Annotated in this window: 13 protein-coding genes and 2 pseudogenes; 4 read left to right on the plus strand and 11 right to left on the minus strand. The window is 31.1% G+C overall.

Annotated features, from left to right (window positions below; translation table 11 throughout):
• Positions 1-351: 351 nt before the first annotated feature.
• Positions 352-588, plus strand: a pseudogene (locus tag ACUN28_RS29235) (hypothetical protein); the annotation flags it as partial.
• A gap of 235 nt (positions 589-823) precedes the next feature.
• Here ACUN28_RS29235 and ACUN28_RS29240 read toward each other — a convergent pair.
• On the minus strand, positions 824-1,249 hold the full coding sequence (locus tag ACUN28_RS29240; protein WP_033660014.1) for a DUF4879 domain-containing protein: 426 nt from the start codon (positions 1,247-1,249) through the stop codon (positions 824-826).
• 679 nt (positions 1,250-1,928) lie between these two features.
• Between ACUN28_RS29240 and ACUN28_RS29245 the strand changes: the two genes are divergently transcribed.
• Positions 1,929-2,111 carry a hypothetical protein gene (locus tag ACUN28_RS29245; RefSeq protein ID WP_016090064.1) on the plus strand — a complete coding sequence of 61 codons (183 nt, stop codon included), beginning with the start codon at positions 1,929-1,931 and terminating at the stop codon, positions 2,109-2,111.
• Positions 2,112-3,100: 989 nt separating this feature from the next.
• Here ACUN28_RS29245 and ACUN28_RS29250 read toward each other — a convergent pair.
• The 10 genes and pseudogenes from ACUN28_RS29250 to ACUN28_RS29295 all read right to left on the minus strand — a co-directional run bounded on the left by ACUN28_RS29250 (position 3,101) and on the right by ACUN28_RS29295 (position 13,949).
• A complete protein-coding gene (locus tag ACUN28_RS29250; protein ID WP_098560585.1) occupies positions 3,101-4,537 on the minus strand; it encodes an MBL fold metallo-hydrolase in 1,437 nt (478 codons plus the stop codon).
• Positions 4,538-4,603: 66 nt separating this feature from the next.
• The gene (locus tag ACUN28_RS29255) at positions 4,604-5,803 is read right to left on the minus strand and encodes an FAD/NAD(P)-binding oxidoreductase (protein WP_016090062.1); all 1,200 of its coding nucleotides are present in this window, start codon (positions 5,801-5,803) and stop codon (positions 4,604-4,606) included.
• Positions 5,804-6,444: 641 nt separating this feature from the next.
• Positions 6,445-6,770 (minus strand): annotated as a pseudogene (locus tag ACUN28_RS29260) (GntR family transcriptional regulator).
• Positions 6,771-7,079: 309 nt separating this feature from the next.
• A complete protein-coding gene (locus ACUN28_RS29265; RefSeq protein WP_080118251.1) occupies positions 7,080-7,724 on the minus strand; it encodes an HXXEE domain-containing protein in 645 nt (214 codons plus the stop codon).
• A gap of 8 nt (positions 7,725-7,732) precedes the next feature.
• Positions 7,733-8,320 carry a TetR/AcrR family transcriptional regulator gene (locus ACUN28_RS29270; protein ID WP_016090059.1) on the minus strand — a complete coding sequence of 196 codons (588 nt, stop codon included), beginning with the start codon at positions 8,318-8,320 and terminating at the stop codon, positions 7,733-7,735.
• Positions 8,321-8,916: 596 nt separating this feature from the next.
• The gene (locus ACUN28_RS29275; protein ID WP_016090058.1) at positions 8,917-9,129 is read right to left on the minus strand and encodes a DUF2164 family protein; all 213 of its coding nucleotides are present in this window, start codon (positions 9,127-9,129) and stop codon (positions 8,917-8,919) included.
• 303 nt (positions 9,130-9,432) lie between these two features.
• Positions 9,433-10,635, minus strand: coding sequence for an MFS transporter (locus ACUN28_RS29280; RefSeq protein WP_016136288.1), 1,203 nt, complete (start codon positions 10,633-10,635; stop codon positions 9,433-9,435).
• A gap of 74 nt (positions 10,636-10,709) precedes the next feature.
• The gene (locus ACUN28_RS29285) at positions 10,710-11,759 is read right to left on the minus strand and encodes a Gfo/Idh/MocA family protein (protein WP_016090056.1); all 1,050 of its coding nucleotides are present in this window, start codon (positions 11,757-11,759) and stop codon (positions 10,710-10,712) included.
• A gap of 17 nt (positions 11,760-11,776) precedes the next feature.
• Positions 11,777-12,637, minus strand: a complete 861-nt coding sequence (locus tag ACUN28_RS29290; RefSeq protein WP_016136287.1) for an HAD-IIB family hydrolase — start codon at positions 12,635-12,637, stop codon at positions 11,777-11,779.
• On the minus strand, positions 12,624-13,949 hold the full coding sequence (locus tag ACUN28_RS29295) for a DegT/DnrJ/EryC1/StrS aminotransferase family protein (RefSeq protein ID WP_098560586.1): 1,326 nt from the start codon (positions 13,947-13,949) through the stop codon (positions 12,624-12,626). The genes ACUN28_RS29290 and ACUN28_RS29295 overlap by 14 nt, the downstream gene beginning before the upstream one ends.
• Positions 13,950-14,047: 98 nt before the next feature.
• On the opposite strand from ACUN28_RS29295, the gene ACUN28_RS29300 reads away from it, so the two are divergent.
• A complete protein-coding gene (locus ACUN28_RS29300; RefSeq protein ID WP_000256376.1) occupies positions 14,048-15,037 on the plus strand; it encodes a LacI family DNA-binding transcriptional regulator in 990 nt (329 codons plus the stop codon).
• Positions 15,038-15,321: 284 nt separating this feature from the next.
• A complete protein-coding gene (locus ACUN28_RS29305; protein ID WP_445423470.1) occupies positions 15,322-15,651 on the plus strand; it encodes a hypothetical protein in 330 nt (109 codons plus the stop codon).
• Positions 15,652-15,719: the final 68 nt, after the last annotated feature.

Raw genomic sequence — 15,719 nt, forward strand, 5'->3', positions numbered from 1 at the left:
CTTTCTTAAAAATCATAGAAAGAATGGATTTTTTGTATGTCTACGTTTTGTATTTATTTGACTAAATTATTTTCTACATAAGAATAAATAATATACATATTGATTAGAATCAATAAATCACAGCTAATTGAACTCCCCCCTTTCGTTTAAAACATTCTACCTGAACTTGATAAATTAAAGAAAGTTTACCTAGAAACTGATTTGTAAATCCTCAAAAAACACCATAAAATGAAGAGATGACTGATGGATAATTTATATACATATATAATTAAATAGGATCAGGATACTTCTATAAGAGATGGGAATATAGATACTAAATTATAGAGTGAAAAGGAAAGAGGTGGAATTTATTTGTACAGAAACTTGTTGAATTTTTCATTATATTGTATTCTAAGTCTTTTTATATATTTAACAACTTATTTCATAGCTATAAAACCTGCTATTATTACTGCAACGTCTATAGATTATAATAGGCTGCAATTTTTGGGGCAGTTACTTCTACTCATATTATTTTCTATGACATATGGTTTAATAATAAAAAAAATAATTCGTTATAATTCTAGATCTTCCCATTCTATTGCAAATGAAGTATGTTAAGTATGTAAATACAAGTTCATTTACTCAAGTTATTATTCTTCTAACTTGTAAAACTATTAATACAAGAAAATCAGAATACGATTTAGACAAATATATTGCACAAGTAAGCATTTATGGCGAATATAGGAGTCCTCCTAATTCAGGACGACTCCTATATTTTTTATAACTGAATTCAATTTTATGAACTGAATTTTGTATGTTAAATCCCTATTACTATTCAAAGTACTTATTTGATATAGATTGAAGTTCGCATCGTATTAAATGGAGCGTTAATAGATGTTTTTTGATATTCAAATGTTCCTTGCTGATGCCCAGAAGCATCCCACTTATAATACCAGCCAACAATTGGTTTTCCACCAATTATAGTAGAGCCAATACTTTTCACATTAGAACCATTCATTTTCGCAAATGGGTTTTGGCCATATCCCATTTCCTTCGTAGTAATATATAAATATTTTCCCCCGTGATCACGTGTTGTGCTAAAACTGTTTGGATTAATCGTTTCTACTCCGCCCTGCTCAGACTCTACTTGTACGACATTTAGTGAAGTAAGTGGTGCTGCAGGTCCAGCAGAAGCTTCTGTTGCCATTCCAAATCCGACAAACGCAGTTACAGCTAACGATGAAATACCAAGTGCTGCTTTTTTAAACATAAAAACATCCCCTTCCATCTATTGTTTTCTCTTTCATTGCCAATATAATTCTATTACTTCTATAAGTATATAGTTTGAAACTATAGAAATATTAGTGGGAATATTCTATCTTATGTTTCTGCAATTATATGATCTATTCAGATACACTTCTAACCTATGAACCTAGTTGGTTTTTGTTTTGATTCATCCGTCCATGCCTTAGTATGACCATTATCACTAGAGGCATACCACAGGATGAAGAAAGAAACGAGAGAAAAAATTTTTTGGATGTATTGAATCAAAAAAGGATTGATGATGCAAGATTGCATTTTTTATTTAGATATATTGATGTAAAATTAAATAGAACTGCTTAACATTTTTCGTTAAAGATAGTCTTTAAACCTCTAACTACCTAGTGAACTCAAGTAAACGCATCTTAAGTCATTTTAAGAGGTATAAAAAAAACCTTATTTGCTATAAGGTTTTTTTATACTTGGGGTACCGTTACACATCCATCAACTTAAGAATTTTATAACACCCTAAAACGAGGAAATTGACATCTTCATGTGAAAATGTACAATTCCCTCGTTTTGGGGGTATTTGTATTTCTTAGCTTGAGCTCAATGTGGTGCTACCCAAAAATCACATAACATATCGTTTCATTTTGATGTTAAAATATAAAAAGAGGAGGTGTAAAATCATGAATAAACTTTTAGGTTTCTTGTTTGTTGCGGCTGGCATATGCTTTCTCATGTTAACTTTGACAATGAAAGTTCAGAATACTGCATGGGCTGTAATGTTAGGAGTCAGCATTGTATCTAATATAGCAGGGACAACCTTATTGTTCAGATACATTAGTGAGTATAAGAAACAAGCATTTTGATTGTTTTTGCATTGTTGAAAAAAACAAACTTCTCTCCGAAGGGAGAGGAGTTTGCTCTACTATTAAAAATTAGCTTCCTATAACGAATTTTATGTAAATAATCCGTCCATATGATGATGGGTGGCCTATTGTGTATTCGTTAAAACTTATGCCTTAATGAGACACGATGTAGGAATTACGAGAGAGAAACGGCTTAAAAATAAGATTTATATTAGACCTTGTTTACGTATTCATGGATCTACAGACACATTGGAACACTTAAAATATCCTGTAGCATCAGAAACGTTGTATTCGTTTGATTTAGGTTTTCATGACGCTGAAGAATTTGAAGAGACCCACCAACGGGAATAGGTGGGTCATTAGGGTACTACTATCTCATTGCACAAAAGGGACTTTGTATTAACATAATAGCATATTCTTAAACTTCTTATATTGAGAAAAAAGAAAAGTCACCCTAAGGTGCCTTCCTCCGACTTGAACCACTTTAATTTTAACAATATGTATTGGACTCCCATCCAAATATTATTTTACCACGTTAAGTAATGTTGTGCATTGAGAAATACGGTACATCTCTTTATTTAAACGCAAAAAGCCCTAGGGGGACTAGGACTTTTTGACAGAATGAAAATGATACAAAAAAGGACTTTTATAACGTAACATATGAATGTTTCATAAATGTATCATAAAAGTGAACAAATTCTATATTTTATTAGAATTTATTTTATTTGATTCTTTTCCCTCAACCATCTTGCCTAGTTTATCTGGCCATGTTAATCCGGTAGCTTTTATCATAGCTTTAATAGTATTAATGTCTGGCGCTCCATTATATAGCATACTATCAATCGTTTTACCGTCTCTTCTTAGTTCACACTAACCCACTTTGCTTCTGATGTAGTATCTTCAGCTTTGTGTAATAAAATGGACAAGATTTTCTTCGCCTTGGGCATAAAGTGTATTATAACCCTTTTAAATTAATATGAGTCTATTCCCTACACATTGAGATTAGAAGTTACGTAAGGAAGCTTTTCTTTTTTCCAAGCAAGAAATCCTCCCTTTAAATTCACTACTTCTTTTATACCAGCTCTTTGTAAAATACTAGCTGCTATAGCGGAACGCAATCCGGTTCGACATTGTAAAACTAATGGGCAATCTTTTGGTATGCAATCTAGCTGCTTAAATAGATTTCCTAGGGGGATATGTATTGCATCATGAAGATGTCCTTCCTCCCACTCTTTTTTACTACGTACATCGATAACCTTAACACTACCATCCTTTATATGAGGATGTAATTCAATCGATGTTTTTTCTTTATAACTTTCAAATCTATCAAGTCTTTGTATTACTTGTAAGGGTGCAAAAGCAAGAATATTATCTAGCCCAATAGATTCAAAGTCTCTAATAACCTCCTCCACTTTAAACTTTTTCTCATCTAGAATGATTAAAGTTTCTGTTTTATAATCTAGTAACCATCCAGACCAAGTTGTGAATGAGTTGTTATACGGTATGTTAATTGATTTCTCCATGTGACCAGAAGCAAAACTTTCTACATCCCTTATATCAACTATTTGCTGAACGCTCCTTATAACTTCTTGAAGTTCTTCTACTGTATTAATAGTAAAAACTTCTCTCTTATTACGAATTGGAGGACCGTACTTATTTAAATTCTTCATTAATGAAAAATACTTTGGAGGCTCTGGCTGTCCCGTCAATAAAGTCGATACAAAATCACTTTCTTCATTACACTGAAATGCCCAATTAAACATCTTTTCATAACCTAATGTAGAAGTGGGAATTGCTCCTAATGCTTTTCCACATGCGCTTCCTGCACCATGTGATGGCCATATCTGCAAATAGTCAGGGAGTATTTTTATTTTTTGTATAGAATTAAATAATTGTTTCGCTCCTATTTTTGCAGTATCTTTCATACCTACAGCGGTTTCTAATAAGTCCGGCCTTCCTATATCTCCTACAAAAATAAAATCACCTGTGAATACTCCTATCGGCTTATCATTCGTATAATTATTTTGACTTGTATCAGTTACTAAAAAAGAAATACTTTCAGGCGTATGCCCTGGCGTGTGCATTACATTAAATTTTATATGACCTACTTTAAACTCTGAGTCCTCTCTAACTAATTTGAATTGGCCTTCGTTAAGATATTGATATTTCCAATCACAATCTCCTTCATCAGATACATATAAATTGGCATGATAAAGAGTAGAAAGTTCTCTAGACCCAGAAAGAAAATCTGCATGAATGTGTGTTTCAGCCGCAGCTATTACTTCCATCCCCTCTTTCTTAGCAAATTCTATATATTGTTCTATATAGCGACTCGGATCGATTACAATTGCTACGCCTTCCTTCTGACAACCAACTAAATAAGAAGCATGTGCTAATTTTTCATCATAAAAATATTTTAAAAGCATAGCTATTCCCTCCAAATAGTTATTTCAAATTACTTTTCAATTTTTATAACCGCTTTCTATCTTCCCTTATAGCAGCCCTTTCAACATAAAATTCCAATACATATACGGCAGCATATATCTTTTAAGTAAAAACATACTATACCGTTCTTTCGCTTGATTAAACGGAAACGTTTCTTGAGGTTCATGATCATAGTTAAATTCAGCGAGTATAAGACTTTTATAACCTGTAACAATCGGACAGGATGTATATCCATCATATTTAGCGTGCAAGTCTCTTCCGTTAAGTACGTCCATAATATTTTGTTTTAAGACAGGTATTTGTTTTCGAATTGCCGCTCCAGTTTTAGAGGTTGGTAAATTGGTACAATCTCCAAGTCCGAAAATATTCTTATACTTTACATGCTGCAAAGTATAAGGGCTTATATCTACCCATCCCTGAGAATCACTTATCTCACTCTCTTTAATAAAACTAGGTGGCCCCATTGGTGGAACAACATGGATCATACTATACGGTACTGTTTCTCTTTTCAGTGTTTGCGTATCTTCAAAAATTGCTTCTTTCTTTTCAGCAATAATTTCTACTAAGTTTTTATGATAATTTGTTATAATTTGCTTTCTTTCAAGTACTTGTTCTAATGTATTAGCATATCGCGGAACCTGAAATATGTTAGCGTTCGCGGTATAAAACATTACTTCACTTTTGTTTCTTACACCGCTATTAGAAAAATACTCTTCTGCTAAATACATAATCTTTTGTGGAGCACCACCGCATTTAATAGGAGTATTGGGGTGGGTAAACACCGCATTTCCTCCTTTAAATTTTTCAATTTCTTTCCAAGTAGAATCAACATATTTATAAGAGTAATTGCTACAAACCCCATTAGTCCCAATAGACTCCTTTAAGCCTTTAATACCGTCCCAATTTATTTGTATACCAGCTGCTACAATAAGAATTTCATACTCAAGCAGCAGTCCATCATCTAAAAGTAGCTTATTTTCATCCGGAAACAACTTAACAACACTTTTAGGTATCCACGTTGCTCCTTTTGGAATAAGTAATTCTTGATCACGCATCGTACTTTCCTTTGAAACAATTCCTCCCCCCACTAAACTCCATAGTGGTTGGAAATAATGTTTTTTTGATGGATCAATAATTGCAATACTGTCTTTCAATAGGGGTACATTTCGTAACAAATGTGCTGTAGAAGATATTCCAGCAGTCCCAGCACCAATTACAACAATTTTATAACTTTCTCTGGTCTTCATTATCCTCTTCCTATCTAAAATTGATTTTAAAATAACTAATTAGTAGCCATATTTTCATCGTAGTAACATTATTATAAGTTAAAAACACAATGCATTTATTTGATTAAAATGAAAATTTCGTTAATTTTACCATCAATATTACTTTATGCGTAAATCCCCTTTGCTACTTCCATCTTTTATATTTTTCAATACTAGTCTTTACCCCATCTGGTTTTTATTACAGTTTCTCTCTACGCTCAAAGCTATCCTTAAAAACCCATGTGATTTTATATGTAAAAAAGCCCCTTTTTTATCTAAAGGAGGCTAAGGATTATTCTTATTAAGCTAATACTTTGAGGTATCCCTAAAACAAAAATTATATATATCTACAACCATTATTTATGAGAATTCAGGTCATTTTTTTCTTTTTGGGGAACAATGGATTTCTTAAGTTGATGGGCATGTGGCTGTCCCCTATTCAGAATGTAATGCTAAGGTGTTATATTTGTTTGAGCGCATTTTTTCATTTTTAGGGAGAACTTTGTTTTATTAGTTTGATAGCGATTGAGTAGCACCACAGCGTTTAAGAGCACATCTGTATAACAGTTACTCATTAGGTATTCTATACCTCTGCTAAACAAGACCCCTAAAAATCAGTGCGTTTATAAATAATTAGCCTTACTCTCTCGAACGATTGTACTGAACTTTTCACGTATTGGATCACTTGGTTCATCTACTTGTTGCTTTTTTGTTTTTTGGCAACAAAGGAGCCTTTGCCCACTATAGAGTAGATGTAACCTGCTTTTTCAAGTTCTTCGTATGCTCTTTTTGAAGTAATAACACATACCTTCAAATCTCTAGCTAATGAACGCATGGAAGGTAATGCATCATCTTTTTTCAATGTCCCATTTGATACTTGTAATATAATTTGGTCAATGATTTGTTGATAAATAGGAGACTTAGACTTATTAGATAGTAAGATTCTCATGATTCAACTCCTTGCGTCTTATATGCTTATGAACACATAATACACACTATGCACAATATATACATTTTGAACAATGTTAATTTTTCATATAGAATACCATCATATTAAGAAAAAGACGTTATCCTTTCCTATGATTTCTCAGAAAAAATAACATCTTTTTTATTTTAGGGGGTATTTTGTCTAGTTAGCTTGATAGCAATGTTGCGCTAGCCAAAATACAAAAATCTCCTTCAAAAAAAGAAAGGCACCTACGTACCTTTCTTTTTTTAATCACTTGCACTCTCTTCAGCACCCAAAATCCCTTCTGAATCACTTAAATGCATCATTGTACGGACCTAATTGCTTTTTTGAAAAGTAATGAATTGTCTCCTTACTTTTCAGTAACATATTTCCTTTTATAATTAAAAAATAGGTAGCTACTAGAAAATAGATTAAACCTAATATCCAATCCAAATTTGTAGCTAAATTGTGTAAAAGAACATATCTCATATATGCATAACCAATCGGAACATGTAGTAATACAACCGCACCTAATCCTGGGTTGTATATTGTTTTTGCTTTTATATTCGCAAAAATACCATGCCATATGAATTGAAAAAATCCCATTAAAATAGGTGCCAATCCAAGCCATATAATATTTGGAAAGAAAACCGGAAGTAAATAAAAAACATACGCAATCAAAATATTTATTACCATAGCAGATTGCGTATTTAATGGATAACGATCTGGTATATCACTTTTAAATATAACTACATTAAACAGACCAGCGAAATAACCTGGCCAACGATACTCTTCAAATTGATGCACTAAAATGGCTACAAAACTTAACGCTAACAGTACTTTTATTTCACTCATTTCTCCAAAATTTGCGACTAAACAACCTACGACAGCAATAGCCATTACTAACCCTACATCACACCAGTGTTTTCTAAAAAAACTAATCATCTCTACCACCCACTATCTCAATTTTTATAAAAATAGCGTTCAAATAGGAAATCAATTTGTTTTTCTACAGGCAGTATTTTTATATCTGCCCCTGATTCAAGAATTGGCATCATTAATGCTGGAAGAAAAACGGATCCGAATATTTGCACTGTCATAATCATTAAAATTTCCTGATCCGTTTCATTTGTTATTTCACTCAAAGTATTCTTCACTTTACTAAAACCAAGACTCTTCAAAAAATCTCCATATTCGTATTGAGATGTAAATACCGTAGTTCCCATTGCAATAATTTTCCTAACTAACTCAGGGTATTGCCGAATTACTAGTACATAATCAAGTAAAAATATTTTTAATCTTTCTTTCACTGGCACTTTAATATCATCTAAAATAGAAAAAGTGCCTTGAAAGCTAATTAATAGGACTTTAATTGTTTCGCTAATCAACTTCTCCTTTGAGCCAAAATGGTAATTTACAAGCGCAATATTAGTATCTGACAATGCCGCAATTTTTCTTATTGTTACACTTTCGAAGCCTTTTTCTTTAATTAACTCCAATGTTGTATTTAAAATCTTTTCTTTCGTAGATATGTTTTCATTTCCCTTCAACTTATCTCCTCCTCTAATATTTATCAATTAAACAACGTTTTAAACGTTGTTTAATTTTATGGTATCACCTTCAATTTTTAATATCAATTTATTCCTTTCGACATTTCCGATTACCTATTCTTTTTTTATCTTTGTTATTAAAAGTTCATATATACATCTGAGAACGTCTTTGTTGTTTTCTAGTCCCTCAATAATGTGAGCATTCGGTAATTTTAATAATTGAACTGTAGTGTAAACAAATATATAAAATAAGATTATTTTTCTTTTCTAAGAAAAAAGATGAACATATTTTTTTTATGCATCATATTTTTTGGTAACTAATGTATTACTGTGACCTAGCTTGGACTGAATCCCCTTGTTGAATATTTTTATTTTATTATTAATAATTACGGTACATGAAATTATTAATAATAAAATAAAAAAAAGCTCCTTTCAAAGGACGCCCTCACCTTGGCTAAAATGATAAAATAAACACCCATCCTTTATAATTAATAAAATTTGATGGGTGTTTTGTAACGCATTATTTATTTTATTCTTACTGCGTATGAAGATATCTAAAATGATATCTTAGTTTTTCAATCGTCATTTAAAGTCCATTAACTGTATATATCTTTCTCTATATTCTTTAACAACATTTCCAACCTATCCTTAGTAACTTGATTAAAATGTGGATTTAATTCCTTTATTATGAATTCAAGTAACTCATAGCTTATGTATTCACCCAATTCCAGTGAATACTGTTCAGCTAAAAAAGGCTTTAATTTTTTAGAGATATCAATCTTATCCTTTTTACTAATCTTTATCTCCATTCGATAACAAACCCCTCTTAGATTAATCTTAAAAGCTAATTAAAATAACTTTTTATTACTTATGAAAATATGTTCTTTACCACCTTATTGTATATACAACAAGGCATTCTTTTCATATCATGACATTCAATCACCTGAAAACTGTTCACTGTTGCATATCATTTTTATTTTTGAAGTAACTCTGATTTCTATATTACACATTACAATATATAAAACAAAGCCCAAATACGGAATTTTTAACTTTATCAATTTTTTTAGAGATTCCACATAATATTACCTTTTTCACATTATGAAAAATTTTTTCTATAAATTTTTCATACTTTCTACTTTTTTGGTACTTTCATTACTGTAAGTTGAAATTTTCCTCATTTTTAAAATAATACAACCTAGACTAAATGCAAAAAGAGAAAATATCCCAAAAGTAACAGTGATAGTATTTAATGATAGACTCCAGCTAATTAGGAAAGATACTAATGCCCCCCCTAAACTGGCCGATGCAATAAATAGACTAGTCACTTGATCAATATTATTTTCCATAATACGAGAAGCTAGGATTAATGTTATTGGAAAAACACCCGCTATGACTAAACCAATAATAAAGATGATAAACAAATACATACCTGTACCTCGAACAAAGGGAAATAGAGATAAAAGAATCACTAATGTAAAGCAACTATATGTAATGTATGTCCAATAATTAAATTTATGGGCTAGCTTACCTACAAGTAATCGTCCTATAACTATTGCTAGCCAAAAACAAGATATACTTACTGAACTGATTAATTCATTATTGGTAAGAATCATTATTGTAGATAAAAAATTTGCAAGATTAGTTTCTATGCCTGCATATAAGAATGCAAAAAGTGAAATAAATAATATAACTGTAATCTTTTCACTTTTAAATTTTAGAGTAAATGAGGAAAGGGATGCTCCTCCCTTTTCATTATTTTGAGGAGAAAAATTTAGAAATTTTGTACGTCCAAACATGTACCAAACAAATAGTGTAAAAATAAAGAATAGTAATATCCCATAAAGAATAAAATACCATTCATAAAATTTTATAATATAATTAACTAGTAACGGAAACCCTAGCGCCCCAACCCCAAACCATACTTCGAGAATGCTAAATTTAGCAGCACTATTCCTTTCTGCTGAAATAATAAAGGAACCCACCGTAGTTTCTAACAAACCTGCTCCATAGCCTAATACAAAGCAAATAACGGCTAAATATGCCCATTCTTTAATATATATAAAACCTCCTAGAACGATAGACATTACTAAAACACCTAATGTTATTGTTTTAAAATAATGATACTTTCTTACTAGTATGGGTGAACTTAGAACACCGAATAAAAAACCTGTGAATTGAAAAAATATTAAAACACCTAATTGATCAGGGGTTCTTCCATAATATTGTATTAATGAAGGAATTAAACTACCTATGCAAACATGTATTATTCCTACAATAAGATAAAACAAGCAACCATAATAAAACATTAACCGCATCTTTTCTCAACTCCAATCCAAAATAAAAACAGGGATTTAAGTAAATGTTCTAAACCCCTGTTTTTACCATAAAACTAAATAGTTGCTACAGATTGTTCTTTATTACTACTGCTTTTATCAAAAAACATATCCAATATAACTTGTGAACGAAATCCATCTTCAAATGTTGCTACAGACTTTTTAGGGCCACCTTCCGCAGCCTTTGCCCATTCTATAATTTCACTTCTAAAAGAATCAGACCATTCAAAAATCTCATTTTCTGGATCGACTAGTAAAGGTAATGATAATGGGATTTCATGTTTTTCCAATCCATCAAAGAGTACATACTTATTTGGCTCTTTAGAAGAATACTTATATTCTTTCTTCGTACCTATTACCTCTATACTAAAACCACAATCGTCAAGAAACGAACTTTTAGATGTTGTAATATTAACAAAAACCTTATTGTTCAATTGGCCATACACCTCAGCATAGTCATCAACAAATACTGGTTTGCTTTCTTTTTCCTTAACATTTGTTTTAATTTTAGTACGAACGGTATCCTCTCTAAAATCACTCTCGAACAAAAACCATAGTAAGTCTATTAGATGGATCCCCAAATCTCCCAAGGCCCCACTAGTTTTATTACTTTGAAAATCATCTCGCCAAGTAAACGAAGTTCTCCTAAAAGCGCTATTCTTTTTAAAATGCAATCTTATCACTACTATTTCCCCTAATTCTTCATTTTGAATTAATTGTTTTAAAGCCTTAACATAGGATAAGTAGCGATAGTTAAACCCCATTGAAGCGACTAAATTAGTATTTTTTGCTATTGTCATCATATATTTTGCTTCTTCACAAGAGATTGCCATTGGCTTTTCACATAACACATGTTTGTTTTTTAATAACGCTTGAACAGCTTGAGATTTATGACAAAAATTCGGGGAAGATATTATTACCCCATCAACTACTTCTAGTAACTCTTCATAGCTATTAAAAACCTTCCCACCAAAATCCCCTATCAATTTATCGGCATTCTCATAATTAACATCATACACTCCAACTAATTTACAATTATCAACAGTTGATAATGCTCTAGAATGAGCTCTTGCAATACTTCCTGCACCTATAATTCCAATATTCATTATATGAACATCCCCTTTTAATTAATAATGTGCTTTAGAGTATTTAAAATTCCAATCGAGTATTCACCTTGAGCTAACATTGAGTGTATTTTTTTAGCCTCTTCTGTTGCATTTTCTACTAAATAACCATGCCTTACAGCTTGTAGCATTCTTAAATCATTCCCACTATCTCCAAAAGCTATTGCATTTGTTTTATCTAGTTCGTACTTGTCTAAAATAAATTTCACTATCTCATCTTTACCTGTTCCAAGTGGAATAAAATCTACATCATAGCAATTTTCTGGATCCCCAGCTAATGGATTACATTTGTTAATATTAACTCCAACTTGGAATATTTCTCCGATTTCTTCTATCTTCTCTAAATTCTTTGCATCAATAAATTCATTTTGCTCTTCATAATAAAAATTAAATTTGTACTTAGAACTTCCTAATTGCGTCTGAGGTCTTAAAAAAATTTCATATTTTATTTCTAGCAATTTAAGAATTCTTTCAATCTTTGAAGAATCAAAACCACCCTCTATAATTCTCCCTTCCCAAATTTGATCATCTATAGTAGTCCCATTACTATCAAAGTACGTTATTTCTGTACCTAATCCACTCGCCACAAAATGAGGGAAATACTGAATACCACCCTTTTTCATTTTTTCAGCAATTGATTCTAAACTACTTCCCGTTACCCAACCAATTACTATATCCCCTTTACTTCCGTGTTCATACAAATACTTTTCTAACAATTTCATATTACTTCTTTTAGAATCATCCATGTTATGAGGATAATAAGTTTCATCAAAATCACAGAAAACTACATATTTAGGCTTTTTAACCTGTGGTAGTCTTCCAAAATTTAAAGACTTTAAAACTTCATTATTTATTGACATTGAATAATCCCTCCAAAACGAAATTTTGCTCTTCTAACATCATGTTTGGGTGTAAAGGTAAATGTAATATTTCTTTATGAACTTGCTCTGTATTTAATATATTTTTTTGTAAATCATTTTCCTTTACCCACTTAGTATTTTGTTTATGAGATAATACCGGATAATAAATATCTGTTTCAATGTTGTACAATTGGTACAATTTATTTTTCAACTCGTCTCTTCTTCCATTTTCAACTCTAATCGGAAAAAGGTGCCAGACATTATCTTCTGTCATCTTAGGTAGCTTAATTAATTCTCTATCCTCTAATTCCTTTAAATCACGTATATATCGTTGAGCTAAATACGCTCTTTTTAAATTGTTGTATGATAAGTACTTCATTCTTTCCAAACCAATAGCTGCTTGCAAATTATCAATTTTAGAATTGAATCCAAAGTCTAATATCTTTTTATTTTTTTTATCAATTTCAAATCCATGATAACTATATTGATTGCAACGTATTGCAAGAGTTTCATTATCGGTAACTATTGCACCTGCCTTACCACATACACCAAAATTTTTATATGGATTAAAACTAAGAACTATAATATCTCCATATTCTCCAAGATTTGAAGAACCAATAGCTTGACATGCATCTTCAATAACTCTTAATTGATATATATCCGCGATTTCACGAATTTTTTTCATTTCACATTGTTTTCCATACAAATGTACAGGCAAAATGCATTTAGTTTTTTGGGTTATAGCTTCTTCGATTTTAGACGGATCAATACAATAACTCTTCTGATCTATATCTACAAATATAGGTTTTGCTCCGACTGCTAACACAGCATTTTCTGTAGCAGCAAAACTATTAGCTGGCATAATTACTTCATCCCCCGGCTGGATATCAATAGATAACAATGACACCATAAGAGCATCTGTACCACTACTTGTTGCAATTACAAACTTTTTATTTAAATAACTTCCGATTACTTCTTCTAGTTTTTTTGAAAATGGTCCACTTGTGAATTGACCTGTCGGTAAAACATCTTTTAAAACCCCTATAATTTTTTCAACCTCATCTTGAGAAATCAACCGATTAACTGGCATAAATTCTATTTTCTGTATATTTTTTCTGCTATAATTGAAAATATCTTTTTCTATATCAATATCTATTTTCAATTTGTTTTCCCTAAATAATTTCTCTTTCATCTTGTGATTCGGTAATATATTACTAATTTCAAATTCTTTTTCTTTTGTTTCCCCCTGTAGGCACTTTAATAAAGCTAAATTGTCTTTACTATGTCCAGAAATTGTAGTAAGAGTTTTCACGTTAAATCACCTCTAAGAAATTATTTTGAAAATCATGAGTAGACTATATTTTATGTTATCGATTACATGTCAACATATTTTTTACGGAGGGTTTCTCTATGGTAACAATTAATGAAATAGCTAAATTATGTAATGTATCAAATGCTACGGTTTCAAGAGTTCTAAATAATCATCCTTATGTAAATTCAGAAAAACGTGAGAAAATAATAAAAGTAATGCAAGAATTCAACTATACTCCTAGTTCTATTGCAAGGAATCTTAGGATAAATAAGACACAAACCATTGCACTATCAATTCCCAATATAGATCATCCCTTTTTCGGAAAATTAGCTAGAGAAATTTCTAAAGAATTATTAAAGCATAATTACAAATTACTAATTTATCAGACTTTTTATGAGAAAAAAATTGAACTTGAATTACTTTCCTTACTAAAGAATAAGGCTGTAGATGGTGTAATTCTCGCATCCCTAGAAAATAGTTGGGAAAATATAGAGCATTATTTAGCATATGGGCCCATAATACTTTGTAATGAGTATGAGGAAAATGCACCTATTCCGATAATTTGTTACGATGAATTTGAAGCTGGATACAAAGCTGTTAAACATTTAATAAGCAAAGGCCATAAAAAAATTGGCTTTTGTTTTGATTCTCTTAATAGTCAAGCACAATTAAAACGCCAACAAGGTTATCTGCATGCCTTAAAAGAAAAACAATTACCATTCAATAAAAAATGGCTATTTGGAGATGCAATTACTATTAATGATGGGTTTAGAATTTTTGAGAAGCTAGATAAATTAAAAGATAAACCTACTGCATTATTTACAGGAAATGATCAAGTTGCTGCTGGAGTCATTAAAGGAGCTACTATTAAAGGGTATTCTATTCCAACTGACTTGGCTGTTTGTGGTTATGATAATCAATTAATTTGTACAGTTACAACCCCAACAATTAGTACTATTGATATTCCAATTGTTAAACTGAGTAAACGAACCGTTAACGAGATACTACTATATATAAATACAGATGAATCTATTAAACGGAAAATTATTGAATATCCTACTAACTTAATTATTCGTGAATCTACATAATTAAAATAAAAGTTTCTGCTTAAATTTATCTAATATATAAAAAGAGGACGTAAATAATAATGCGTTCTCTTTTTATATTAAGCTAAAACAATCCATTAAAATGCTTTTCACGAAGCCAAATATATAATGTTATTAAGAAAAGATAAGTACTAACATTTTAACTGTTACAATAGGTGACATCACATAATTCATACCCACGACAAGCATTACATGTCATTCCATATTCAGCAAAAAATTTCATTGTATGCTAATATTTACATATTATCATTAGAAGGATTTAGATGATGAAGAAATCAGTATTAGTAGTTGGTTTATCGGTTGTAATGTTAGCAGCTTGCAGCGAAAAAGAAATGGTTCAAAAGGAGCAGCAAAAAACACAACAAACAACGGTGAAAACAGAACAACCAAAAGATGAGCAGACAAGAATGACGAAAAGTATTGAACGTAGAACCAAAGAGATTATAGAATATTTCGGTGGTACTGTAACAGCGGTTGAATTAAATAAAGAAAATAACTTGTATGTCTTATATGTTTTCGTAAGCCTTCGTCAGCATTGTCAAATGCTGACGAAGGCTTACGAAAAAATTTCGGCTACAGAACGAGAACAAAGTTAAAAGACGCCGTTACGCAAAGTGGATTGCAAGAATACGACAAAACAACCATAAGATACTTCACATCAGAT

The sequence above is a fragment of the Bacillus sp. WC2507 genome (genome assembly GCF_052656125.1).